Origin of the sequence: Arthrobacter sp. ISL-85 (assembly GCF_018613675.1) — a bacterium.
Classification (GTDB): domain Bacteria; phylum Actinomycetota; class Actinomycetes; order Actinomycetales; family Micrococcaceae; genus Arthrobacter.
Window position 1 is genome coordinate 1 of the sequence record NZ_JAGGPQ010000010.1, and the last position, 22,066, is coordinate 22,066.

General features: G+C 66.0%; 21 protein-coding genes and 1 pseudogene. 12 read left to right on the forward strand and 10 right to left on the reverse strand.

All coding sequences use genetic code 11. The annotated features are described in order from the left end of the window. Nucleotides 1-125 precede the first annotated feature (125 nt). On the reverse strand, nucleotides 126-389 hold the full coding sequence (locus J7I84_RS07825; protein WP_214942993.1) for a hypothetical protein: 264 nt from the start codon (nucleotides 387-389) through the stop codon (nucleotides 126-128). Nucleotides 390-583: 194 nt separating this feature from the next. Beyond that, entirely contained in the window at nucleotides 584-1,459 is an 876-nt protein-coding gene (locus J7I84_RS07830) for a hypothetical protein (RefSeq protein ID WP_251046306.1), read from the reverse strand. 170 nt (nucleotides 1,460-1,629) lie between these two features. Here J7I84_RS07830 and J7I84_RS07835 point away from each other — a divergent pair, with 170 nt between their 5' ends. Next, a complete protein-coding gene (locus tag J7I84_RS07835) occupies nucleotides 1,630-2,829 on the forward strand; it encodes an N-acetylglucosamine-6-phosphate deacetylase (RefSeq protein WP_214942996.1) in 1,200 nt (399 codons plus the stop codon). An 82-nt stretch (nucleotides 2,830-2,911) separates the two neighbouring features. Further along, complete coding sequence (locus J7I84_RS07840; protein ID WP_214942999.1) at nucleotides 2,912-4,477, forward strand: HNH endonuclease signature motif containing protein; 1,566 nt, start codon at nucleotides 2,912-2,914, stop codon at nucleotides 4,475-4,477. Nucleotides 4,478-4,574: 97 nt separating this feature from the next. Here J7I84_RS07840 and J7I84_RS07845 read toward each other — a convergent pair whose 3' ends face one another. From J7I84_RS07845 to J7I84_RS07855, 3 genes are all read right to left on the reverse strand, one after another. After that, nucleotides 4,575-5,402 carry an MBL fold metallo-hydrolase gene (locus J7I84_RS07845; protein ID WP_214943002.1) on the reverse strand — a complete coding sequence of 276 codons (828 nt, stop codon included), beginning with the start codon at nucleotides 5,400-5,402 and terminating at the stop codon, nucleotides 4,575-4,577. A 185-nt stretch (nucleotides 5,403-5,587) separates the two neighbouring features. Further along, nucleotides 5,588-6,466: a Rieske 2Fe-2S domain-containing protein gene (locus J7I84_RS07850; protein ID WP_214943005.1), complete on the reverse strand. Its 879-nt coding sequence runs from the start codon at nucleotides 6,464-6,466 to the stop codon at nucleotides 5,588-5,590. Between the two features lie 112 nt (nucleotides 6,467-6,578). Further along, complete coding sequence (locus J7I84_RS07855) at nucleotides 6,579-6,878, reverse strand: putative quinol monooxygenase (RefSeq protein ID WP_214943008.1); 300 nt, start codon at nucleotides 6,876-6,878, stop codon at nucleotides 6,579-6,581. Nucleotides 6,879-7,235: 357 nt separating this feature from the next. On the opposite strand from J7I84_RS07855, the gene J7I84_RS07860 reads away from it, so the two are divergent. Further along, complete coding sequence (locus J7I84_RS07860; RefSeq protein ID WP_214943011.1) at nucleotides 7,236-7,664, forward strand: hypothetical protein; 429 nt, start codon at nucleotides 7,236-7,238, stop codon at nucleotides 7,662-7,664. 67 nt (nucleotides 7,665-7,731) lie between these two features. On the opposite strand, the gene J7I84_RS07865 is transcribed toward J7I84_RS07860, so the two are convergent. Next, nucleotides 7,732-8,754: an Lrp/AsnC family transcriptional regulator gene (locus tag J7I84_RS07865; protein ID WP_214943014.1), complete on the reverse strand. Its 1,023-nt coding sequence runs from the start codon at nucleotides 8,752-8,754 to the stop codon at nucleotides 7,732-7,734. A gap of 136 nt (nucleotides 8,755-8,890) precedes the next feature. Between J7I84_RS07865 and J7I84_RS07870 the strand changes: the two genes are divergently transcribed. Together J7I84_RS07870 and J7I84_RS07875 are read left to right on the forward strand one after the other, a co-directional pair. Next, nucleotides 8,891-10,159, forward strand: a complete 1,269-nt coding sequence (locus J7I84_RS07870; protein WP_214943017.1) for a M20 family metallopeptidase — start codon at nucleotides 8,891-8,893, stop codon at nucleotides 10,157-10,159. An 88-nt stretch (nucleotides 10,160-10,247) separates the two neighbouring features. Next, a complete protein-coding gene (locus J7I84_RS07875) occupies nucleotides 10,248-11,537 on the forward strand; it encodes an MFS transporter (protein WP_214943019.1) in 1,290 nt (429 codons plus the stop codon). Between the two features lie 64 nt (nucleotides 11,538-11,601). On the opposite strand, the gene J7I84_RS07880 is transcribed toward J7I84_RS07875, so the two are convergent. Both J7I84_RS07880 and J7I84_RS07885 read right to left on the reverse strand, forming a co-directional pair. Beyond that, nucleotides 11,602-12,345, reverse strand: a complete 744-nt coding sequence (locus tag J7I84_RS07880; RefSeq protein ID WP_214943022.1) for an MBL fold metallo-hydrolase — start codon at nucleotides 12,343-12,345, stop codon at nucleotides 11,602-11,604. 130 nt (nucleotides 12,346-12,475) lie between these two features. After that, nucleotides 12,476-13,351: a hypothetical protein gene (locus tag J7I84_RS07885; protein ID WP_214943025.1), complete on the reverse strand. Its 876-nt coding sequence runs from the start codon at nucleotides 13,349-13,351 to the stop codon at nucleotides 12,476-12,478. Nucleotides 13,352-13,543: 192 nt separating this feature from the next. Here J7I84_RS07885 and J7I84_RS07890 point away from each other — a divergent pair, with 192 nt between their 5' ends. The 7 genes from J7I84_RS07890 to bcp all read left to right on the forward strand — a co-directional run bounded on the left by J7I84_RS07890 (nucleotide 13,544) and on the right by bcp (nucleotide 21,035). After that, a complete protein-coding gene (locus J7I84_RS07890) occupies nucleotides 13,544-14,344 on the forward strand; it encodes a hydroxypyruvate isomerase family protein (protein WP_214943028.1) in 801 nt (266 codons plus the stop codon). A gap of 88 nt (nucleotides 14,345-14,432) precedes the next feature. Further along, nucleotides 14,433-15,311 carry a 2-hydroxy-3-oxopropionate reductase gene (locus tag J7I84_RS07895; protein WP_214943031.1) on the forward strand — a complete coding sequence of 293 codons (879 nt, stop codon included), beginning with the start codon at nucleotides 14,433-14,435 and terminating at the stop codon, nucleotides 15,309-15,311. A 163-nt stretch (nucleotides 15,312-15,474) separates the two neighbouring features. After that, nucleotides 15,475-17,265 (forward strand): glyoxylate carboligase, encoded by a 1,791-nt coding sequence (gcl, locus tag J7I84_RS07900; protein ID WP_214943033.1) that lies wholly within the window; start codon nucleotides 15,475-15,477, stop codon nucleotides 17,263-17,265. 2 nt (nucleotides 17,266-17,267) lie between these two features. After that, nucleotides 17,268-18,461, forward strand: coding sequence for a glycerate kinase (locus J7I84_RS07905; RefSeq protein ID WP_214943037.1), 1,194 nt, complete (start codon nucleotides 17,268-17,270; stop codon nucleotides 18,459-18,461). Continuing rightward, nucleotides 18,454-19,797, forward strand: coding sequence for an allantoinase AllB (allB, locus tag J7I84_RS07910; RefSeq protein WP_214943040.1), 1,344 nt, complete (start codon nucleotides 18,454-18,456; stop codon nucleotides 19,795-19,797). The genes J7I84_RS07905 and allB overlap by 8 nt, the downstream gene beginning before the upstream one ends. Nucleotides 19,798-19,806: 9 nt before the next feature. After that, nucleotides 19,807-20,475 (forward strand): winged helix-turn-helix domain-containing protein, encoded by a 669-nt coding sequence (locus J7I84_RS07915; protein ID WP_214943044.1) that lies wholly within the window; start codon nucleotides 19,807-19,809, stop codon nucleotides 20,473-20,475. A gap of 80 nt (nucleotides 20,476-20,555) precedes the next feature. Continuing rightward, entirely contained in the window at nucleotides 20,556-21,035 is a 480-nt protein-coding gene (gene bcp, locus J7I84_RS07920) for a thioredoxin-dependent thiol peroxidase (RefSeq protein ID WP_214943047.1), read from the forward strand. Nucleotides 21,036-21,165: 130 nt separating this feature from the next. Here the strand turns inward: bcp and J7I84_RS07925 are convergent. After that, nucleotides 21,166-21,432, reverse strand: a pseudogene (locus J7I84_RS07925) (MFS transporter); the annotation flags it as partial. A 153-nt stretch (nucleotides 21,433-21,585) separates the two neighbouring features. After that, on the reverse strand, nucleotides 21,586-21,789 hold the full coding sequence (locus tag J7I84_RS07930; RefSeq protein ID WP_214943049.1) for a hypothetical protein: 204 nt from the start codon (nucleotides 21,787-21,789) through the stop codon (nucleotides 21,586-21,588). Nucleotides 21,790-22,066: the final 277 nt, after the last annotated feature.

Genomic DNA, 22,066 nt, shown 5'->3' on the forward strand with positions numbered 1-22,066 from the left:
CGTTAGCATGGGACATTGAAGACCTCCTTGTGGATCGGACTCTTAGACAAGCCCCACTCCACTCGGAGGTCTTCTTTTTGTCACCTATCCACGCCGAGCATTCCTAACGTCCGTGGGTAATACAGCTAGGCGTCGCCGTCCCAGGTGCCCGGCTCCTCCAGCGCCTCTTCGGGCTTGTGCTCCCGCGCCGCTTCCTCGCCGCCAACGTACGACGCGGGCACGCTCCCGGCGGCATGGGCCTGCTGTTCCTCCCGGATGTTCGCCGCGCCCGGCTGTTCCGGATGCTGGCCGGACTGGGGTGCCTTTTTGACTCCCTTCCGGGCCTCGTCCGGGTCGCCCGGACCGCGGAGGTCTGCGGTGTTCTGGGGATCGTCGCTCGAAACGGTCATGGTCCTGCCTTTCACCTGGGAACTGCTGAGTCGGAAAATGCGCCTGTTCATAAACGGTCTTGCCCAGCCGGATAGCCCCGGCCCGGCCTCCAGCCTACGGTCTCGAGCCGGCCCGCGACGGAAACACGGAAAGGGACGGGCCGGGACTGCGAAGTCCCGGCCCGTCCCTTTCCGATCCCGCAGGGCAGTAGCTGCTACCGCGAGGTGGTCGGGGAGGCCGACGACGACGCCCCACTACCCGAGGACATCGTCGCTGAGGCGGTGGACAACGCCGTGGACGAGGCCGAGCTGCTCGGCGAGGACGAGCTCGTGGAACCGGACGAACTGGTGGAGGAAGGGCTGGACGTTGCGCCCCCGCCGTCGGCCTTCTTCAACACATCGTTGATAAGGCCCTCAAGTTCCTTCTGGTCCTTGTCACCCAGGTCGGTGCCGCTCTTGGTGGCGACCACCAGCAGGCGCCCCTGCGCGGCGGAGACCTGCATCAGCTTCTGCTGGTTGTCGCCGCTGCGTGTGCTGACGGTGGCGAAGGTCTTGTCCGCGTTGGTATCCGCCTGCAGCTTCTGGCTGGAGACGTCATATTTCTGCCCCAGCGCGGAGACTGAGAACTTGGCGCACTGGTCCATCTTGCCGCTGATGTCGCTCAGGGTCTTTACGGCGTCCGGGCCGCCGCTGCCGGACTGGGCAGAGAGGCTGCGCGGCTGGTTACCGTCGGAAAGCGCCACGGCCACGTCACCGTTTTCCACCTTGTCCAGCAGGCCGGCGGTGGCAATGTCCTTGCAGTCCTTAGGGTCGATGGTTGCCGTGCTCATAAGCAGTTTGGCGAGGTTTCCGCCCTGGTCAACCTGGTCCTTTGAGTAGAGCTTGAGCTCGTTGCCGTCGGCATCCTTCATACCCGAGATGAGGTCGCGGAGCTGGTCCTCCGAATACACCTTGGCCTCAGCGGTCTGGCTGGCGGAAGCCGACGCAGTCGCCGAACTGGACGGGCTTGCCGTACCGCTTCCCCCTCCCGAGCAGCTGGCCAATGCCAGCATCGCCGCAGCAACCACTCCAAGCGCAGAAACTTTTCGCATCAGGTTAACCTCCGAAATAGACAGCATGCTTAGTACTTTCACTGTAAAGGTTCCCATTCGAAGTGTGAAATAACGGCACGGGGGAAACTTCGACGGGAGCCCGCGCCGGAGTATTCCGGGCCTCCCGTGGGGCGGCCGTGGAATAATTCGTGGCGGGAGGCGAGTGAACCGTGAGCAGCGAGGTGGTCCTCCGCGGACGAATTGTCTCCGCCACGATGGACGTTCCCGACGCAGTTGTAGCGGTCGACGGCGGCCTGGTCACCTTTGCCGGGCCAGCGTCCGGATTCCCGGGGGTTCTTCCGCATGACGTCCCGGCCGGCAGGATTCTTGTGCCGGGACTGGTGGACCTGCACTGTCACGGGGCTTCCGGTTCTGATTTCTCGGAAGGTGACCTTGAGGGTGCCGCCCGTGCCGCCCGCTACCTGCACAGCCGCGGCACCACCACCCTTCTGGCCAGCCTGGTTACGGGCAAGCCCGCAGACCTGGTGCGAAGCCTTGAGGTGTTGAGGGAGCTGACGAAGCAGGGGCTGCTTGCAGGCTCGCATCTCGAAGGCCCTTTTCTCTCAAGACAGCAGTGTGGTGCCCACGATCCTGGACTGCTGCTCGAACCTGATCCTGGATTGGTGGCGCGACTGCTGGCGGCCGCGGGACCCTCCCTGGCCTCCATGACGCTGGCAGCAGAGCTTCCGGGTGCCCTGGAAGTGGCTGATCAGCTCACCGCCGGCGGCGTCATCCCATCCCTCGGGCACACTGCGGCTGAGCATACGACGGCGGCAGCTTTCCTTGAGCGCGCAGCAGCCGGCTTAGGTACTTACGGGAACCGCGCCGGGCGGCGCCGGCCCACTGTGACCCATCTGTTCAACGCGATGCCATCCCTGCACCACCGCTCCCCTGGCCCTGTCTCGGCCAGCCTCAGTGCGGCAAGGGCTGGGAAGGCAGTGGTTGAACTCATTGCCGACGGCGTTCATCTCGCACCCGAAACAGTAAAGCTGGTGTTCGACCTGGTTGGAGCGGACAACATTGCCCTGGTTACCGATGCGATGGCAGCCACTGGGTTGGACGACGGACACTATCGGTTGGGGTCGCTGCCGGTGACGGTACGCCAGGGGGTAGCGCGGGTGGATGGTACGGATGCCATCGCCGGCGGTACCGCAACGCTGCTGGACGTTGTCCGGGCCACCGTAGCCGCGGGTGTTCCACTGCGGGATGCGGTGAGGTCTGCTTCGGCCGTCCCCGCGTCCGTGCTGGGGCTTTCGGCAAAGGCCGGCGACCTGCGTCCCGGAATGCCGGCTGACGTCTTAATACTTGACCCGGACCTGAAGCTTGCTGGGGTGCTGCGCGGGGGTGCGTGGGTCCACGAGGTCGGCTGACTGCCTGGGCAGGCTCCAAGTGTCCCGCGCTTTGATTGCCGCGGCCCCTTGGAATGTCAGTGGCTCGTTGGATGATGCTGATATGGGAATCGACAGCGGTGGGGCGGCGACGGTAGAGGGTGTTCATGCCTCTGTTGCTGCCCTTGACGCGCTGGACCGTGAAGATGCTTTTCTGGCCCTCGGGCATGCCGCTGGGGCCGGTGTTGACGTGTTGCAGCGGCGGTATGAGATCCGGTTGGCACGGCTGGAACTTCGGTCCCGGCTGGCCGCACAACTGAATGCCTGCCAAGCACGGGATGCCGTCGAGGCGGTCGGGTTCCAGCAGGCCATGACCCCGCCGGACGCCTCCGTCCAGGACCGCACCTATGCCCAGATGTCCGCCGTGGAGGAGATCGCAGGGGTCCTCACCGTCAGTTCCGCGGCCGCGGGCGCGTTCCTGGAACAGTCGCGGCGGATCTGCGCCTTGCCAATCGCTTTTGAGGCGTTATCCGCTGGCGCGTTGTCTTGGCAGCACGCGAAGATCATCGCGGACGAAACCTCAGGCCTTGACCCGGCCGGTGCAGTTGCCCTGGTGGCGCACTTCTTCGACCCCGATGCGCCGAATCCGGCCCGCGGCGCAGCCCCCGGCGAACTCATTCCGTCCCGCTTCCGTTCCAAGGTCCGTACCTGGCGGGAACGGCACCACCCCGAATCCATCGAGAAACGGCACGCCAAGGGTCTGGCTGACCGGCGGATGGAATACACCCCGGACCGCGACGGCATGGCCTGGGTCTCGCTCTACCTGCCCGGGGACACCGCCTGTGCCATCTGGAACCGCACCACCGCCACCGCCCGCGGCCTCCAAAGCCCCGACGAACCCCGCACCCTCACCCAACTCCGCCCCGACATCGCCGCATCCCTGCTCCTCGGCGCAGGGAACACCGCCACAGCCGGTAGCGGAAGCAGCGAAGACATGGGCGCTGGCATCGCCACTGGCATTGGGAAGGTTCCTACGCTCAGAGCCGATGTCCTGGTGACAGTGCCGGTGTTCTCCCTGCTCGGCCTGACCGATGAGCCCGCCATGCTGGACGGTTTGGGACCGATCCCGGCCTCTATGGCACGTAAGCTCGTCGCCGACGGGGCGGGCTCGTTCTACCGGGTGCTGGTTGATCCGAGGGTCGGAGCGCCACTGGAGATCGGCCGGAAGAACTACCGACTTACGGAAACCATCAAACGCTGGATCCGGATGCGCGACGCCAAATGCACCTTCCCCGGCTGCACCAACCGCACCCCCGACAACGAAACCGACCACCTCACCGCCTGGCAAAACGGCGGAACCACCGGGGCCAGCAACCTGGCACAACTCTGCCCCAAACATCACCGGCTGAAACATCACAGCCGCTGGGCACCCGACCCGGCCACCGAGCAAGATCCACCCGGCTGGACCTCACCCACCGGCCGGCACTACAAAGCCGAATATCCCGACCCCGAACCACCACACTGGCCGGGCTGGCCCATGCCCCCTGAATGCCAGCCAGTGCCTGGATACGGGCCCCGAAGACCTCCCGCTGTGGGAACCGGACGACGACAAGTTCATCGACCTCGACGACCTGTCACCGGACGATCCGCTCTGGGCCGAGTTCTTTGCAACGCCGTTCGCCCTGTCTGAGTGACGCTCTTCCCTGCGGGCGGCATGACCCGTCACGCACGAATCCATGGCCCTCCTGGTAGACAGCAATGCGACTATCGCGCGCGGGAAGTCCTGGCTAGATAGCGTCGGCTGATCCTGCGATGCGGCGTCGAAGTGCTGGCCGTTGTGCCTGCTCCTTGGCGGTCACAGCCCGAAGCCGGGGAACAACCCCCATGGCAAGGGGCTGCCCATGGCCGGGAGCCAGCAATCGGGGACCCAGCTCAGCCAGTCGCGAAACCGTCTCCATGGAGGTCTTCCAGTTCCAGGTGGTGTACCTGGGCGGGCCGGACAGGTCGGGTGATCCTAGCAGGACTCCGCGCATCGAGTTTAAGTTCACCGTGACCACCGCATCACCGGTAAGCAGGACGCCGTCCCTGGAGCGCCAAAATGCGACATGGCCGGGGGTGTGGCCAGGGGCGGGAACCGCAACCCAATCGGGTGTACCGGGCACTTCCCCGCTGGGCGGAAGGCTTTGCACGACGTCCGTGATGTCGCCTGCTGCTTCCATGCGCCGGCGGGCACGGGTCGGCAACGACCGCAGGAACGGGGCTACCAGCCAGCGGTCCAGTGGCATCGAAAACTCTGGAATGTTGCGTCCGGCAGCCATGGGCAGCTCAGCCTGGTGGAGGTACACCGGGATGTCCCAAGAGCGCGCCAGTGCCCCGGCGGCGCCGGAGTGGTCCGGGTGGATGTGCGTCAGGAAAATGGCAGCCGGCCCGCTCCCTTGCCCCAGCATCGTCTCCACTGCCCGGCGAACGGTTTCCGCACTGCCGGCCCACCCGCAGTCAACCATCACCCATGCGGGACCGGAATGGACAAGGTAGAGGTTTGCTGCCATAGGCCCGGTACCGGCGGTGATGAGCACTACGCCGGAGGCAATCTCCCGCGGTTTAGAAACCTGCATCACCGTGACATCACACCGCTGGAAAGAAGGGGACGTGCAGAGCACAGACGTGGAAGAGATCGAGGTGCACAAGCTTCTCCAGTGCCCTGCAGCGGGGACCGGCCGGACTGTTGCACTCCACTGGACCTCGCCATGAACCAAGTTTTCCGCCGCCCTACCTCACCCAGTAGGGCCGAACGGCCTCTCTACCCGTCCGCGCCAGGCAGGCACACTTCCACGAGTTCCCCACTGACGCGCGTCTCGAAAAGGGGCTGCCGGGAAGTTGCGGGCCCGGCCTTCACCTCTCCGGTGCGCAGCGAAAAGGTGCTCCGGTGCCAGGGGCAGACGACGCACGCGTCCCCGCCAACGTCCTTGATCTTGCCTTCGTGAAGCGGCCCGGAAAGGTGGCTGCAGACGTCGGACAGTACGTTAACGGTGTCGCCCTCGCGGTGTACCAGCAGCGGGATGCCGGCGACGTCGCGCTTGTGGAGTCCGCCCTCGGGCAGTTCCGCCAACGGCGCCAACGGATGCCAACCGGAAGGGAACCGGTGCGGGATTTCCTCGCTGTGGTTCACGCCCGCGGCCTGGCGGTAGGAAAGGTGGCCGCCCAGGAAACCGCCGGCGCTGACGGTGGCAAGGCCAAGGTAGGCAAGCACCTTGCCGCTGCCCTGGCTGCCCCTGGCCCTTTGGACAAGTGACGCAATGTAAAGGCTCGTTGCCGTTATGTTGGCCGCCGCATGCACCAGCCCCACCCTCTGCTGTTGGCTGTGCAACTGCGCCCAGTCCATTAATCCGGCGAGCGCAGACGGAACCACGCTGGCGGTGCCCACTCCGATCAGCAGCCTGGCCGCTTTTTCAGCGCCTGGAACCGCATCGAGCACACCGGCCGACACCCAGGCGCCGATCGGGACCTGGACGGCAAGGGGGTGCACGGGGTGTCCGATGGGGACGCCATGCAGGATGTCGCGGGCCCACTGGGGTTTGATGACCTTCTTGACGGCTTTCCTGACGCTCTTGGCCAGGGGGTCAAGCCATTCGGCATCCTCGAGTCGGGTGACAAGCTCAAGTGCGGGCAACGGTTTCATGTGACGTCCCTTACCCCGATCAGCGCTCTCCACTCGTCGCAGAACACCCCTTTTCCACCAAGCGCACTTTTATGGGAAAGCGCACTGGTCAAGCAGGTGCCTTGACTGAAAGTCACCGCAGCGGCGACCCCAGGACAGTGAACCGATGGCCGCCCATCTCCCCGGACAGCAGCGGCATGGCCTCAGCGATCGCCGAGCGGGTGCTGTCGAGTTGCAGCGAGGCTTGGTGCGCCTCCGCGGATTCCCAGAGTTCGGAAACGAACACTGTGTCCGGCATGTCGTCGTTGATGCCCACTTCATAGAGCAAGCAACCCGCCTCCCGCATCCCCGGCTTGGGCCGAAGCAGGATGGCAACGAGGGCATCGCGCTGCCCGGGCTTGGTACCAAGGGTTCCCACATTCGCAAATGTCATGGGAATAGTGTGCGGCAAGGCCGCGACACTAGGAGGGCGGCTTCGCCTACCTACTGGAAAATCCCCACCAGCAGGGTAACCGCTCCCCTATGACGCCCCTGAGTCCGGGCGGACGATTAAACGACCGGACAACCGCATCAACACTAAGCGGAAGGATCCGGAGCCAAGCCACTCGCTTCGGCGGGCGTGCTGTCTGAAATGGGACGGGCAGGCCAGCGGCCGCCACACTGGTTTTACATGACACGTATTATCCGCGACGGTTCTTAAGGCTGCCCGCAAAGGTGAATTACACCCTTTGAGGAGCAACAAGAAATGTCCAACACTGGAACAAACCGGCCAACCAGGGCAAGGACGGCCTTGGTTCCGCTGGTTTCACTGGGTCTGCTCGGGGTTTCCCTGGCAATGGCCGCACCGGCCAACGCGGAGACAAGCCGCAACGGCTGCACAGTCAATCCTCTGGATCCAAAGGATCTACGCGGCGACGACGTCGACTTCAGGATCACAGTGGATTGCGGCGAAAAGACGGTCGAGATCCGCCAGCGGATCTTTGAAGACGAGCGCGGCCACAATGATGACCTGCTCGTCAAACGACAGTTCACGAAGGATTTTGGCCGTCATGACGACGCGAGGACTGTTCACTTCTTTGTCGATGTCCGCAACCATGACCGCCGGGGTGAAGAGGTCTACCAACTCGTATCGTTCCGGGTGGAGAACCACGGCGGCCATTGGTCGGACTGGACCCCTTGGGAGAAGAGCGCCGTAGTGGAAGTGCACAGCGGCAAATAGTCCTTTCAGGTCCACACAACGGAGAACCAGGGGTTGGTGCCCCTGGTTCCCAGTTTGTCGTCCCGTTTCAGTCTGCGGCACCAAGGTTTCCGGCATGCACGACGGCGCCACTCGCCGTCGTATCTTCCTTCAGCATCCAGCCCACCCGCTTGACCGTCCGCAGCATCACCGCGCTCTCAACGATTTCGATGCCGGGCACCTTCTGCTGCAGCGCCAATTCAGCGGACATGACGTCCGCCAGCGTGTGCAGCCACATGATGATCACAAAATTTGTGGGTCCGGTAGTGGAGGCGCTCAACCGTACATTGCTGATGGTGCGGATCCCGGCGGCGGCTGCCTCATGCTGGCCCGCCGGCACGTTCACGAACCATTGGCAGGTCACCGGGAACGATGAATAGCGTTGCGCGATTTCGCAACGGAAGGACAGGATGCCGCTGGCCAGCACCCGGTTCAACTGGCGCTGAACCGTGGCGGGATGGCGGCCCAGGGCCCGGGCAATATCGGCCGCAGTGGCCCGCCCGTCCCGGGACAGGAACGGCAGCAGGTCGAGGTGGCTCTGCGGAAGCTGCCCGGCGGCCAGCCCGGATTCCTGGCTGGCCTGGGGCGCAAGCGTCCGGAGAGTGGCCAACTGGGAACGGCTCAGGACATTGAGGCGCCAGTCGTCGCCGCTGCTGTGGAGGCGGGTGCACAGGGCCACCTGGTATTTGGTCAGCCCCTCGATGGTTTTCAGCTGTGAAACCACCTTTTCGCTAAATTCCTCCAATGAACGGGTGATGACGGTCAGCATGAGGTCCCGGTTGCTGGCCGCTTCCTCCACGGTGACTATCTCGGGTACGGCGGCAAGTTGTGCTGTGACGCTGTCCCGCCGGTTCATCTCGCAGTCAACGGCCACATAGGCCAGGAGCATCTGCTTCGGGTCCCCCGCCAGGTGCGCAGTCACCCACGCTGCGCCGTGCGAGGTCAAACGGTCCCAGCGTGCCGCAAGGGTTGTTGCATGCACGTCCAGCACTTTCGCAGCATCAGCCCAGCCAAGCCGCGGCGAGGCCTGCAGTACCTGGATCAAGGCAAGATCATCCTCGCTGAGCTCCACCGAAACCTCCCTTACATTGCATGAATCCTGCCGCCAGCATGCCGTTGCAGAATAATTCCTGCGCTTTTTCCGGATGTGAACCACGCCACTTCAGAATAGTCCCCAAGCCCTGATGCCTATTGCCAAGGAGTGCCACGTGCCCATTACCGACGACGCCAAAGACCTGCAGGATGACCTGGTCCGCCTGCGCCATGACTTTCACCGGCAGCCGGAAATCGGGCTCCACCTCCCGCGCACCCAGGAGAAGGTCCTCGAAGCACTGGACGGGCTCCCCTTCGAGATCACGCTGGGCAAAGAGACGACGTCGGTCACCGCGGTTCTGCGCGGCGGAAACCTGGGCGCGGGGCAACGCGGCGCCGGGCAACGGGACTCCGGCCAGCCGGGCGAAGAGAGCCATGCCCGGCCCGCCGTCCTCCTCCGCGCCGACATGGACGGGCTGCCCGTCCAGGAAAAGACCGGAGTGGAGTTCACTTCCCGGGCTGACGGCGCCATGCACGCGTGCGGCCACGACCTGCACACCTCCATGCTCGCCGGAGCCGCCACCCTCCTGGCTGAGAAAAGGCACCAACTGCAGGGCGACGTCGTCCTCATGTTCCAGCCGGGCGAGGAAGGCTGCGACGGCGCCGGTTACATGCTCCGCGAGGGCGTCCTGGACGCAGCCGGACGCCGCGTCCAGGCCGCATACGGCATGCACGTGTTCTCCTCCCTGGAGCCGCACGGCACCTTTTGCACCAAGCCGGGCGTCATGCTCAGCGCCTCGGACGGGCTTGAAGTCACGGTGCTCGGCGCCGGCGGCCATGGCTCGGCACCGCACTCCGCCAAGGATCCCGTCACGGTGGCCGCGGAAATGGTGACAGCCCTCCAGGTGATGGTGACCCGCCAGTTCAACATGTTCGACCCCGTGGTCCTGTCCGTCGGCGTGCTGCACGCCGGGACCAAACGGAACATCATCCCGGAGTCGGCCCGCATCGAGGCAACAATCCGGACTTTTTCGGAAGCGTCGCGCCTGAAGATGATGGACGCCGTGCCCCGCCTGCTCAAGGGGATCGCTGCCGCACATGGGGTGGAAGTCGCCGTCGACTACCTGCAGGAATACCCCCTCACCATCACCAACGAGGACGAAACACACACCGCCGAAAAGGTAATCACGGAGCTGTTCGGCGAGCGCCGCCTCGCACGCTGGGCCACCCCGCTCAGCGGATCGGAGGACTTCTCCCGCGTGCTGGCCGAGGTACCAGGCACGTTCGTCGGGCTCAGCGCCGTGGCCCCGGGCGGCGACCCGGACGCCTCGCCGTTCAACCACTCACCGTACGCAACATTTGACGACGCCGTGCTGTCGGACGGGGCCGCACTCTACGCGGAACTCGCCATCTCGCGGCTGGCCGCCCTTTCCAACGCATCCTGAACCAAGCCCTTCCACAACTAGCAACCTCCCCACCCCGGCAGCAGCGCCGCTGCCCACTCCCACAGACCAACCGACCAGGAAGAAGACCATGTCCGTTGCAGTAAGCAAGCCCCGGGCGGGGCGCATGTCCACCGCCAAGACCATCGTCGGCACCGGCATCGGCAACGCCGTTGAGTGGTACGACTGGGCCATCTACGCCACATTTACCCCGTTCATCGCCAGCCAGCTGTTCAGCAAGGAGGACCCGGCGTCGGCGGTGCTGTCCACCCTGGCGATCTTCGCCGTCGGCTTCGTGGCCCGGCCCTTCGGCGGCTTCCTCTTCGGCTGGATCGGCGACCGGGTGGGCCGGAAGACGTCGATGACCTTCGCCGTCGGCCTCGCCTCGCTGGGCAGCCTGATGATCGGCGTCGCCCCTACCTTCGCCAGCGTGGGCGCTTTCGCCTCACTGCTGCTCCTGGTGGCCCGGCTGGTACAGGGCCTGGCCCACGGCGGCGAGCTGCCGTCGTCGCAAACGTACCTCTCGGAGATGGCACCCAAGGAGCACCGCGGCTTCTGGGCCACCCTGATCTACACGTCCGGCACCGTAGGCATTCTTTTCGGCACGCTCCTGGGCGCCGTCCTGAACATGGCGCTGAGCACGGAGGCGATGAACGCGTGGGGCTGGCGCGTGCCGTTCCTGATCGGCGCGGCCATGGGCCTGTACGCGCTCATCATGCGCTCGCGCCTGCACGAAACCGAGGCGTTCCAAGGCGAGGCCGGCACCGCAAAGCGGGCCCCGATCTGGCCGCAGATCGTCCGCTACCGCAAGCAGGCCATGCAGGTGATCGGGCTGACGGTGGGCCTCACGGTGATCTACTACATCTGGGGTGTGGTGGCGCCAAGCTACGCCACTACCGCCCTGAAGATCGACCGGGGCGAGGCGCTGTGGGCAGGCGTGATCGCCAACATTGTCTTCATCGCCGCCCTGCCGGTGTGGGGAAAGCTCTCTGACCGCATCGGCCGCAAGAAGGTGCTGTGGGCCGGCGCCATCGGCTCAGCGGTGCTGCACTTCCCCATGACGTGGCTGCTGAAGGACTCCGCTTGGCAGCTGGCCGTGAGCATGTCCGTAATGCTGGTCTTCGTGGCCGCGAGCGCCGCCATTGTCCCCGCCGTGTACGCCGAGCTGTTCCCCACCTCGATCCGCACCGTGGGCGTGGGCGTCCCCTACTCCATCTGCGTGGCAGTGTTCGGCGGCACCGCACCGTACCTGCAGCAGTGGCTGGGCTCCTCACTGGGTGCGCCGCAGGTATTCAATGTGTACGCCGTGCTGCTGCTGGTGATCAGCGCGGCCTTCGTGTTCACCATTCCCGAGACCAAGGGCAAGGACCTGACGCACTAGCCTCTTTCGCTGACACGCAGGTCCCCGGCACACTTCTTCGTGCCGGGGACCTGCGTGCGTTTCCTTAGTGGGCACCGATCCTCAGTGCCTCCCGCACCGCCTCTTCCGCACCAGCTTTCCAGGGCTCGCCGTGCCCGGGCAGTAGCGTGGTGGCTCCAGTAGCGGCAATGGCGTCCAGCGATGCCAGCGCCTGCCCAGTGTCCTTGGTGGCGGCGGACGCCACGATCTGCGGGCCGGTCTTCCCGGTGTAGGGGTCCAGCGTCACCAGGGCATCGCCGGTCAGGAGGACGCCGCGGTCCGGCAGGTGCAGGATGCAGTGCCCGTCCGTGTGGCCGGGGGTATGGACGACGCCGGGACGGCCGGTGAGTGCGTCAGCCACGCCGGTGCCCAGCGGCTGGGTATCGGAAACACCTTTGACGGCCAAGGCACCGGCCGCTGCCATGCTGCCGAGCCTGGGCAGGGACCTGGGGTGGGTGAAGGGATAGAGGAAGCGGTTGCGCTGCGGCTTGTAGCGGTAGGGGTGGGCCGCCAGGCGGGCGTCCTTCGCGTGGACGAGCACCGGGATCCCCCACTGTTTGTGGGCGCGCAGCGCAAACCCGACGTGGTCGAAGTGGCCGTGGGTGAGGACCAGGGCTTTAATGTCCTGCGGCCGCCGGTTCCGTTCCTCGAGGAGCTGCGTGAGCATGGGCCACATGCTGGGCAGGCCTGCATCCACCAGGGTCACGCCGTGGTGGTCCTCGATCAGGTAGCAGTTGACGTTGGCGTGCGTTATCAGGTGAACGCCGTCTGCGACGTTGGGGATGATCATGCCGGAACTCCATTCGGGTGGGCGAAGAACTGGGTCACTGCACAGCGCTGGTCACTGAATACCAGGAAAGTACCCAGCAATGATGGGGCTGAAGCTGCGGCTTCGAGCTGTAAGAACTCCTGGAGTGACGCTAACTCCGGGCAGCGGTGGGAAGCACCAGCAGGTAGCCGGCCGCCAGGCCACTGCTCCAGCGCCGCGGCTCGCGGACCACGAACTGTATGGCCAATTGCTCCGGCGTGAGCAGTGCATTGGGCGCCGGCGATGGGCCCCACTGACCGCTCCCATAGGGGTAGAGCGGGTCGAGGACGCGGATGCCGGTCACGGAAGAATCCGGGAACTGGCGGGGATCGCCCACCGATTCGAATCCACTCATCACCCAGGCGTGGCGGCCGCTCCACATCACCAGGCCCACCGGCCGGCCCGTCTCCGTGATGGCACGGGCGGCCGTCCGGAGTGCTTCTTCATAGCCCGGGATGCTCACGACAGCGTACGGCCCCATTCCCGCCTCCGTCAGCACCTGCGCCCAGCCGAAGGGGTTGGCACCGTTGAAAGAGTCGGAGGAGCGGGCGCGGGCCATCTCCCACAGCTCATTCTGCTGCGTCCGGTCAGCCCAGGTGCCGCCGCCGGTGTCGTCAATCAGGTTGTGTGCCATCTGGATGCTGGCCGCCACGCACCAGTCGAAGGTGTACTGGGGAACGAAGTCCCCCTCCCGGTACAGATCGAGGGCGAACGGCTGGGGCGCCGGGGCGGGAGCGGGCGCAGGTGTGGGGGCCACCGTCCAGGCAGGATCCGCCGCAGGGATGGTTGCCTGCGGCGGAGCGAGGGCAGTGTCGGCCGCGCCGGGCGGGGAGCCTGCAGTACCGGCCGTGGTGGTTGCCGCTGGCGAGGTTGCTGCCGCTGGCGAAGCGGTCGGAGACTGCTCCAGGCCCGCCCCCTGCGTGCAAGCAGTAAGGAATCCGGCCAGGGCCAGGAGCCAGGCCAGAAGACGCAGACGGCCACCGGTCACGATCGCTCCAGTCCATTAGTATCGGGCGGGCTTTCCTCCTACCAGTCTCCTGCCGGCGCCTCCCCTTGACTACCCCACCCAACCTTCCTTACACTTTTCATAAAGCAGAATCTAAATTCCACAAAGCGGAAAACGGTAAAGACGCCGGCAGCAAGGGAAGATAGATCAAAGCCCTCCCCGGAAGGACCTACGATGACGTACACAGTGAACTGCTCCATCCTCCTCACGGAACTGCCCCTGCTCGAGCGCCCAGCAGCCGCAAAGGCAGCAGGCTTCGACGCCGTCGAGTTCTGGTGGCCCTTCGAGACCTCCGTTCCGTCGGACAGCGAGATCACCAAGTTCGAGAACGCCATCAAGGACGCCGGCGTCCAGCTCACGGGACTGAACTTCAACGCCGGCAACATGCCGGGCGGCGACCGGGGCCTGGTCTCCTGGAAGGGACGCTGCTCCGAGTTCAAGGACAACATTGACGTCGTAGCCGGCATCGGCGAGCGCCTGGGCTGCAAGGCCTTCAACGCCCTCTACGGCAACCGGCAGGACGACTTCACCCCGGAAGAGCAGGACGAGCTCGCCGTCAAAAACCTGGCTGCAGCGGCCGAAGGCGTCGCCCGCATCGGCGGCACCGTCCTCCTGGAACCCGTCAGCGGCGCACCCCGGTACCCGCTCCTCACCGCCGATGACGCACTCAAGGTCATCGCCCGCGTCAAGGAGGCAGCCGGCGTCGGCAACATCAAGCTCCTCGCCGACTTCTACCACCTGGCAGTCAACGGCGACGACGTCGAATCCGTCATCGAGAACCACGCCAGGGACTTCGGCCACATCCAGATCGCCGACAACCCCGGCCGCGGAGCACCCGGCACCGGCACCCTTCCCCTGGGCGAATGGATCGCCCGCAGCCGCGAACTCGGCTACGAAGGTTACATCGGCCTCGAGTACAAGGAACCGCAGGAAACGGCGTTCAGCTGGGCCATCCGAGAGCACGCCGCCAAGTAATCCCCACCCGCGACCCCGCCTCGCAAGCTCCGCCGGGGACCCCGGCGGGCGTGGGCCCATTCATTTGACTTCCAGAAAGAGAACCATCATGAGCAACGTTGCAGTCATCGGCCTCGGAATCATGGGCCTGCCCATGGCCATCAACCTGGTCAAGGCCGGCCACACCGTCACCGGTTTCAACCGCAGCCAGGACAAGATCGACAAGCTGGTCTCGGAGGGCGGCAAGGGCGCCACGAGCATCGCGGACGCAGTGAAAGAGGCCGACGTCGTCATCACCATGGTGCCGGACTCCCCCGACGTCGAAGGCGTAGTCAGCGGCAAGGACGGCGTCTTCGCCAACGCCAAGCAGGGCACCCTGTGGATCGACGCCTCCAGCATCCGCCCGGACGTCGCCAAGCGCCTGTCCGATGACGCCCGCGAGGCCGGCATCCGCCCCCTCGACGCCCCGGTCTCCGGCGGCGAACAGGGTGCCATCGACGCGGTCCTCTCCATCATGGTGGGCGGCGACAAGGCGGATTTCGATGACGCGCAGGACGTCCTGAACGCCGTCGGCAAGACCATCGTCCACGTCGGCCCCTCCGGCTCCGGCCAGACAGTCAAGGCCGCCAACCAGCTGATCGTCGCCGTCAACATCGAGGTCCTCGGCGAGGCCATCGCCTTCCTGGAGGCCTACGGCGTGGACACCGGTGCCGCCCTCAAGGTCCTCGGCGGCGGCCTGGCCGGCTCCAAGGTTTTGGACCAGAAGGGCCAGAAGATGCTGGACCGCAACTTCGACCCCGGCTTCCGCCTGGCCCTGCACCACAAGGACCTCGGCATCGTCACTGCCGCCGCCCGGGAAGCCAATGTGGCCATCCCGCTTGGCGCCGTCGCCGCCCAGCTCGTCGCCGCCACCGTCAACCAGGGTGACGGCGGACTGGACCACTCCGGACTCTTCAAGCAGGTCCTGAAGTTTTCAGGCCGGGAGTAACCCCAGGCCCGAAGCAGCCCCTCCTAAACGGGGCACTTCGACACGGAGACACCGGCCGCCGTCGTCAATGACGACGGCGGCCACCCCCAAAGTGCCCCGCGACGGTCGCGGGTTACTTCAGCACACCCAAAAACAGACTTTCCAAGCTTTCAAGGAGCACCCCATGAGCAAGATGCGTACCGTTGATGCAGCGGTGGCCATCCTGGAAAAGGAAGGCGCCATCGAGGCGTTCGGCCTGCCAGGCGCTGCCATCAACCCCTTTTACTCCGCAATGCGCGCCCACGGCGGGATCCGCCACACCCTTGCCCGCCACGTTGAAGGCGCCAGCCACATGGCCGACGGTTTCAGCCGCGCCAAGGACGGCAACATCGGCATCTGCATCGGCACCTCCGGCCCCGCCGGTACGGACATGATCACCGGCCTTTACGCCGCGTGGGCCGACTCCATCCCCATGCTCTGCATCACCGGCCAGGCCCCGGTGGCCAAGCTGCACAAGGAAGACTTCCAGGCCGTGGACATCGAGTCCATCGCCAAGCCCGTCACCAAGATGGCCATGACCATCCTCGAGCCCGGCCAGGTCCCCGGCGCCCTCCAGAAAGCCTTCCAGCTGATGCGCTCCGGCCGCCCCGGCCCCGTGCTGCTGGACCTGCCCATCGACGTGCAGATGGCCGAGATCGAATTCGACATCGACACCTACGAGCCCCTGCCCATTGAAAAGCCCAAGGCCTCCCGCAAGCAGCTCGAAAAGGCCCTGGACATGCTGCTCGCCGCAAAGCACCCGCTGATCGTGGCCGGCGGCGGCATCATCAACGCCGGCGCGTCCGCCCTGCTGGTGGAGCTGGCCGAGACCCTGAACGTTCCGGTCATCCCCACACTGATGGGCTGGGGCACCATCCCGGACGACCACCAGCTGATGGCCGGCATGGTGGGCCTGCAGACCAGCCACCGCTACGGCAACGAGAACTACCTGCAGAGCGACTTCGTGATCGGCATCGGCAACCGCTGGGCCAACCGCCACACCGGCGGCCTGGAGACCTACACCGCAGGCCGGAAGTTCGTACACATCGACATCGAGCCCACGCAGATCGGCCGCGTGTTCTCGCCGGACCTGGGCATCGCGTCCGACGCCGGCGCGGCACTGGCAGGGCTGGTTGAGCTCGCCAAGGAACGGGCTGCTGCCGGATCCCTGCCGGACTACAGCGCCTGGGTTGCCGAGTGCCAGGACCGGAAGGCCTCCCTGCACCGCAAGACGCACTTCGAGAACATCCCCATCAAGCCGCAGCGCGTGTACGAGGAGATGAACAAGTCCTTCGGCCGCGACACCACGTACGTATCCACCATCGGCCTGTCGCAAATCGCCGGCGCGCAGATGCTGCACGTCTTCGGCCCGCGCAAGTGGATCAACGCCGGCCAGGCCGGCCCGCTGGGCTGGACCGCCCCGGCCGCCCTCGGCGTCGCGCGTTCCAACCCGGACCAGACCGTGGTGGCCCTCTCCGGCGACTACGACTTCCAGTTCATGATCGAGGAACTTGCCGTGGGCGCGCAGTTCAACCTGCCGTACATCCACGTGGTGGTGAACAACTCCTACCTGGGCCTGATCCGCCAGTCCCAGCGCGGGTTCAACATGGAGCAGAACGTGTCCCTGGCGTTTGAGAACATCAACAGCTCCCACCTGTCCGAGGACACCCGCGGCTACGGCGTGGACCACCTGAAGGTGGCCGAGGGCCTGGGCTGCAAGGCCGTGCGCGTGGAGGACCCCAGCGACCTCGCCGCTGCGTTCGACAAGGCCAAGGCACTCATGGGCGAGTTCCAGGTTCCCGTGGTGGTGGAAGTGATCCTGGAAAAGATCACCAACATCTCCATGGGCGTGGAAATCAACGCCGTGAACGAGTTCGAGGAACTGGCTGAGACCGCCGCCGACGCTCCCACCGCCATCCTGGCACTGCAGGCCTAACCATGCGCATCGTGATCGCCCCGGACAAGTTCAAGGGATCGCTGTCCGCCCCGGAGGTGTGCAGCCACCTGGAAAAAGGCCTGCAGCGCGGGGCCGGCGGCAACCTGGACATCGTCCGGATTCCGGTGGCCGACGGCGGCGAGGGCACCCTCGACGCCGCCGTCGGCTCCGGCTTCACCCGCCGCACGGCAACGGTGAGCGGCCCCACCGCGCAACCGGTGGAGGCGGACTTCGCCGTCCGCGGGCATGAGGCAGTCATCGAAATGGCAACGGCGTCCGGCCTCACCCTGGTGCCCAGCGTCCGGAAGGGCGCGCGCCCGGATTCAGCGTCAGCCACCACAGCCTCGTCCCTGGGCACGGGCCAGCTCATCCGGTCAGCGCTCGACGCTGGCTGCCGGCGGATCGTCCTGGGCGTGGGCGGCAGTGCCAATACCGACGGCGGCGCGGGCCTTTTGCAGGGCCTCGGCGCCCGGTTCCTGGACAGCAGGAACAACGAGCTTCCCCCGGGCGGGGCTGCGCTGGCCAACCTGCACAGCATCGACTTCACCGATTTCGAGCCCCGTTTGGTGGACACCCGCTTCGTGCTGGCATCCGACGTGGACAACCCGCTGCTCGGCGCGCTGGGCGCCGCGGCGGTGTTCGGTCCGCAGAAGGGCGCCACACCCCAAGACGTCGGCATGCTCGACGCCGCCCTGGCCAGGTTTGTCGAAGTCCTGGCCAGGGAAATCGGATTCCGCGCTGTCAAGGCCGCCGAGGCTCCCGGAGCCGGGGCAGCCGGTGGCGTGGGCTACTCCGCCATCGCCGTCCTGGCCGCAACGCGGCGGCCAGGCATCGACGTCGTCCTTGAATTCACCGGCCTGGCGGACCGCCTGGCCGGCGCAGACCTGGTGATCACCGGTGAAGGCAGCCTGGACGAGCAAAGCCTGCTGGGCAAGACCCCCATGGGCGTTGCCCGGGCGGCATCCGCCCAGGGCGTTCCGGTCATTGCCGTCTGCGGCCGGACCACCCTGGACCATGACCAGGCCGCGGCGGCCGGATTCGACGACATTCATGCTTTGACGGCGCTCGAAACCGATGTAAACAGGTGCATAGCAGAGGCAGGACCGCTGCTGGAGCAGCTGGGCACCCAGATCAGTGCGGGGCTGGCAGCCAACAGGCCTGCCGCCGCAAGTACCAAGGAGGACCTCCGTGTCTGAAGAACGTTTTGACCTCGTCATCCGGGGCCGGCGCATCCTGACCACCGCCGGCATCGCCCCGCGCGAAGTGGGTGTGCGCAACGGCAAGATCGTCGCCATTGAGCCGCTGGGGAACGGCCTGGCCGGCACCGACGTCATCGAACTGGCCGACGACGAAACGCTGCTGCCGGGCCTGGTGGACACCCACGTCCACGTCAACGAGCCCGGCCGTACGGAATGGGAGGGTTTCGCCTCCGCCACCCGCGCCGCGGCAGCAGGCGGCGTCACCACCATCATCGACATGCCGCTGAACTCCGTCCCGCCCACCACCACGGTGGAGAACCTCAAGCTCAAGCGGGAGGTGGCCGAAGACCAGGCCTTCATCGACGTCGGGTTCTGGGGCGGCGCCATCCCGGGCAACAAGGCTGACCTCCGTCCCCTGCATGACGAAGGCGTCTTCGGCTTCAAGTGCTTCCTCCTGCACTCCGGCGTGGACGAGTTCCCGCACCTGGACGCGGACGAGATGGAAGAGGACATGGCCGAGCTGAAGTCCTTCGACTCACTCATGATCGTCCACGCCGAGGACTCCCACGCCATCGACCGCGCCCCCCACCCGGGCGGTGACCACTACGAAACCTTCCTGGCCTCCCGCCCCCGCGGCGCCGAGAACAAGGCCATCGCCGAGGTCATCGAACGGGCCCGCTGGACCGGTGCGCGCGCGCACATCCTGCACCTGTCGTCGTCGGACGCGCTGCCCATGATCGCCTCGGCAAAGCGCGACGGCGTGAAGCTCACCGTGGAAACGTGCCCGCACTACCTCACGCTGATGGCGGAGGAAATCCCGGATGGCGCCACCGCCTACAAGTGCTGCCCGCCCATCCGCGAGGCCTCCAACCGGGAACTGCTGTGGCAGGGCCTGCAGGACGGCACCATTGACTGCATCGTCTCGGACCACTCTCCCTCCACCCTGGACCTGAAGGACCTGGAGAACGGCGACTTCGCCGTCGCGTGGGGCGGCGTCTCGTCGCTCCAGCTGGGCCTGTCTCTGATCTGGACCGAAGCACGCCATCGCGGCATCCCTTTGGAACAGGTGGTGTCCTGGATGGCGGAGAAGCCGGCCAACCTGGCCAGGCTCACCACCAAGGGCCAGCTGGCCCTGGGCTACGACGCCGACTTTTCCGTCTTCGCCCCGGACGAGGCCTTCGTGGTGGATGTGTCCAAGCTCAAGCACAAGAATCCCATCACCCCGTACGACGGCAAGGCCTTGTCCGGTGTGGTCCGCAAAACCTTCCTCCGCGGCGGCGTAGTGGACGGCCAGACCCCCACGGGCAAGCTGATCCGCCGCGGCGGCGTATAAGGACGCGCCATGGCAGTGGAAGCCCACCATCCACGGACGTCGGTCCCGCATCCGGTTCCGCACCTGCTTCGGGCCAGGCGTGCCACCGCCCACGGGCTGGCCCTGTGGGTGGTTCCGGCCGAGGGAACCAGCTCCGACATCCTGCGCTACGCCGCCCAAATGGTCCTTGCCAGGGCCCTCGAAACTGCTCCGGAGGCGGAAGTCCACTGGCCTGCCGCCGGAGCTCCCACGTCCGGGGTCTCCGCCAGCGCGGAAGGAGCCGCAGCCGACTCCTCTCGCGTTCCTTCCGCGGCGGAGAACCCCGGCGCAACCGGTGACGGCGGCGGCACCCGCCTGCCGCCGTCGACCGGCCCTGTCAGCAGGGTCGCCGTGGACCTCGCCGCCGATTCCGTCCTGCTGGACGGCAGGCCGGTGGCGCTGACCGGCGTCGAATACAAGGTGCTGCGCTACCTGGTGACCCACCTGTCCCGCACGGTGGGCCGCGAGGAACTGCAGGAGTTCCTGGAATCGCTGGATTTCCCCGGCGCCACCGCCCGTTCCATCGACGTCTACGTGGGCAGGATCCGCAAGAAACTGGGCAATGCCCGCCATGCAGTGGCCACCGTCCGCGGCGGCGGGTACCAGTTTGTGCCGGGTCCGCACGCGGCCGTTCGGGGTCCGGCGGAATACTGCATATGACGCGCTGGTTTGTATCAGTAAGCGGCAACCCGCTTCACTGGATGTTTGGCCACACTGACCGAGTCTTACAAAGGAACGCCATGAGCCCCACCCTGACCACCAAGCTTCAGCCCGGCACCCCGGCTCCTGATTTCACCCTCCGGGACGCCGAGGGCCGCGAGACCTCCCTGGCCGATTACCGTGGCAAGAACGTCATTGTCTACTTCTACCCGAAAGCGGCAACTCCCGGCTGCACCACCGAAGCCTGCGACTTCCGCGACAGCCTGGCCTCCCTGCAGGGCAAGGGCTACGAGGTAGTGGGGATCTCCCCCGACGCCCAGGAAGCCCTGGCCGGCTTCAGCGGCGACTTCTCCCTCACCTTCCCGCTGCTCTCCGACCCCGACCACACGGTTGCCCTGGCCTATGGTGCCTGGGGCGAAAAACTGGTCCACGGCGAAATCCACGAGGGCATCGTCCGCTCCACGGTTGTGGTGGACCCCGAAGGCAACGTCACCCTGGCCCAGTACCAGGTGCAGGCCGACGGCCACGTCGCCCGCCTCAAGGAAGCCCTGGGAGTCTAGGACCCTCCATCACTTCCTGCAGCTTTTCCCCGGACGCCCCAGCACATACTGCTTGGGCGTCCGGCATTTAACCTGCCGCCGTCGCCTCTGCCGCTGTCTGGGCATAAGAAGCCGGGACCCGGCGGTACACCGGGGTGAGGAAGGCCAGCAGCGCTGCCGCGATCATGATGATCCCGGCCACCAGTGTGAAGCCGGCAGCGAACCGCATCACGGACAGCTTCCGGTAACGGTCCACGAAGGTGCCGAAGCTGATGCTGGACCGGGCAATCAGCGGCATGTACGCGCCGCCCACCACGCCGGTCGCGATTACGTTGCGCGTCTGCAGGTAGAGCCAAAACGTCAGCGCGAACCACAGGTAGCTGGTGGTGATGTTGGCCAGGGCGGTGTTGATAAGGATTCCGGCGAACGTCCGGGAGCGCTCAGCCGGCGTTCACAGGGAGGCGGCGACGGTATCCGGAGCCGCGGCAGCACTGTCCGGTTCCTGCCCGGTCATGCGTTCCAGTGTAATGACAGCCCGGACGCAGCGGCACGGCCGGAACCAGTGAATGCGTCAGCGCTTGTCGCGGTCCTGGAATTCCTCATCCAGCTCGTAGTGGCGGAATTCCGTTTCCCGGCTGGATTCGCCGTCGACCACCATTTCGTGGTCAAGCTGGCGTTGGATCCGGCTGTCCAGGACCTGTAACTCGTTGTCCGATACGGACACCAGGTCCTCCGGGAACTGGTCTTCCGGGGTGAGATACAGTTTTTCGCCCATTGAACCTGCCGTGCCTTCCTGCCGTTGATTGGTTGCCCAGTCTACCGCTGCTCCTTCGCCACCGTGCCATTCTGCAACAAGCCGTGAGAGCGGAAACTGCCGTGCGGCGTCGGCGATCGGGGGCTGTCCCGTGGACAACGGCGGGAGCTGGGCTAGGAGCTGCTGCGGTGGCGGCCCCAGGCAGGGGGCGCCCTTCCCTTTATTTCCGGCGCCAGTATTTGCCCCAATCAACTTCCATCGCCCACAACGCGAGGAGCATCGCGTCCATGGTCATGAG

Bases quoted from the DNA above. Each gene is read 5' to 3' on its own strand.
- J7I84_RS07825 (WP_214942993.1), bottom strand. From the start codon at position 389: ATGACCGTTTCGAGCGACGATCCCCAGAACACCGCAGACCTCCGCGGT.
- J7I84_RS07830 (WP_251046306.1), bottom strand. From the start codon at position 1,459: ATGCGAAAAGTTTCTGCGCTTGGAGTGGTTGCTGCGGCGATGCTGGCA.
- J7I84_RS07840 (WP_214942999.1), top strand. From the start codon at position 2,912: ATGGGAATCGACAGCGGTGGGGCGGCGACGGTAGAGGGTGTTCATGCC.
- J7I84_RS07845 (WP_214943002.1), bottom strand. From the start codon at position 5,402: ATGCAGGTTTCTAAACCGCGGGAGATTGCCTCCGGCGTAGTGCTCATC.
- J7I84_RS07850 (WP_214943005.1), bottom strand. From the start codon at position 6,466: ATGAAACCGTTGCCCGCACTTGAGCTTGTCACCCGACTCGAGGATGCC.
- J7I84_RS07855 (WP_214943008.1), bottom strand. From the start codon at position 6,878: ATGACATTTGCGAATGTGGGAACCCTTGGTACCAAGCCCGGGCAGCGC.
- J7I84_RS07875 (WP_214943019.1), top strand. From the start codon at position 10,248: ATGTCCGTTGCAGTAAGCAAGCCCCGGGCGGGGCGCATGTCCACCGCC.
- J7I84_RS07880 (WP_214943022.1), bottom strand. From the start codon at position 12,345: ATGATCATCCCCAACGTCGCAGACGGCGTTCACCTGATAACGCACGCC.
- J7I84_RS07890 (WP_214943028.1), top strand. From the start codon at position 13,544: ATGACGTACACAGTGAACTGCTCCATCCTCCTCACGGAACTGCCCCTG.
- J7I84_RS07895 (WP_214943031.1), top strand. From the start codon at position 14,433: ATGAGCAACGTTGCAGTCATCGGCCTCGGAATCATGGGCCTGCCCATG.
- gcl (WP_214943033.1), top strand. From the start codon at position 15,475: ATGAGCAAGATGCGTACCGTTGATGCAGCGGTGGCCATCCTGGAAAAG.
- J7I84_RS07905 (WP_214943037.1), top strand. From the start codon at position 17,268: ATGCGCATCGTGATCGCCCCGGACAAGTTCAAGGGATCGCTGTCCGCC.
- J7I84_RS07915 (WP_214943044.1), top strand. From the start codon at position 19,807: ATGGCAGTGGAAGCCCACCATCCACGGACGTCGGTCCCGCATCCGGTT.
- bcp (WP_214943047.1), top strand. From the start codon at position 20,556: ATGAGCCCCACCCTGACCACCAAGCTTCAGCCCGGCACCCCGGCTCCT.
- J7I84_RS07930 (WP_214943049.1), bottom strand. From the start codon at position 21,789: ATGGGCGAAAAACTGTATCTCACCCCGGAAGACCAGTTCCCGGAGGAC.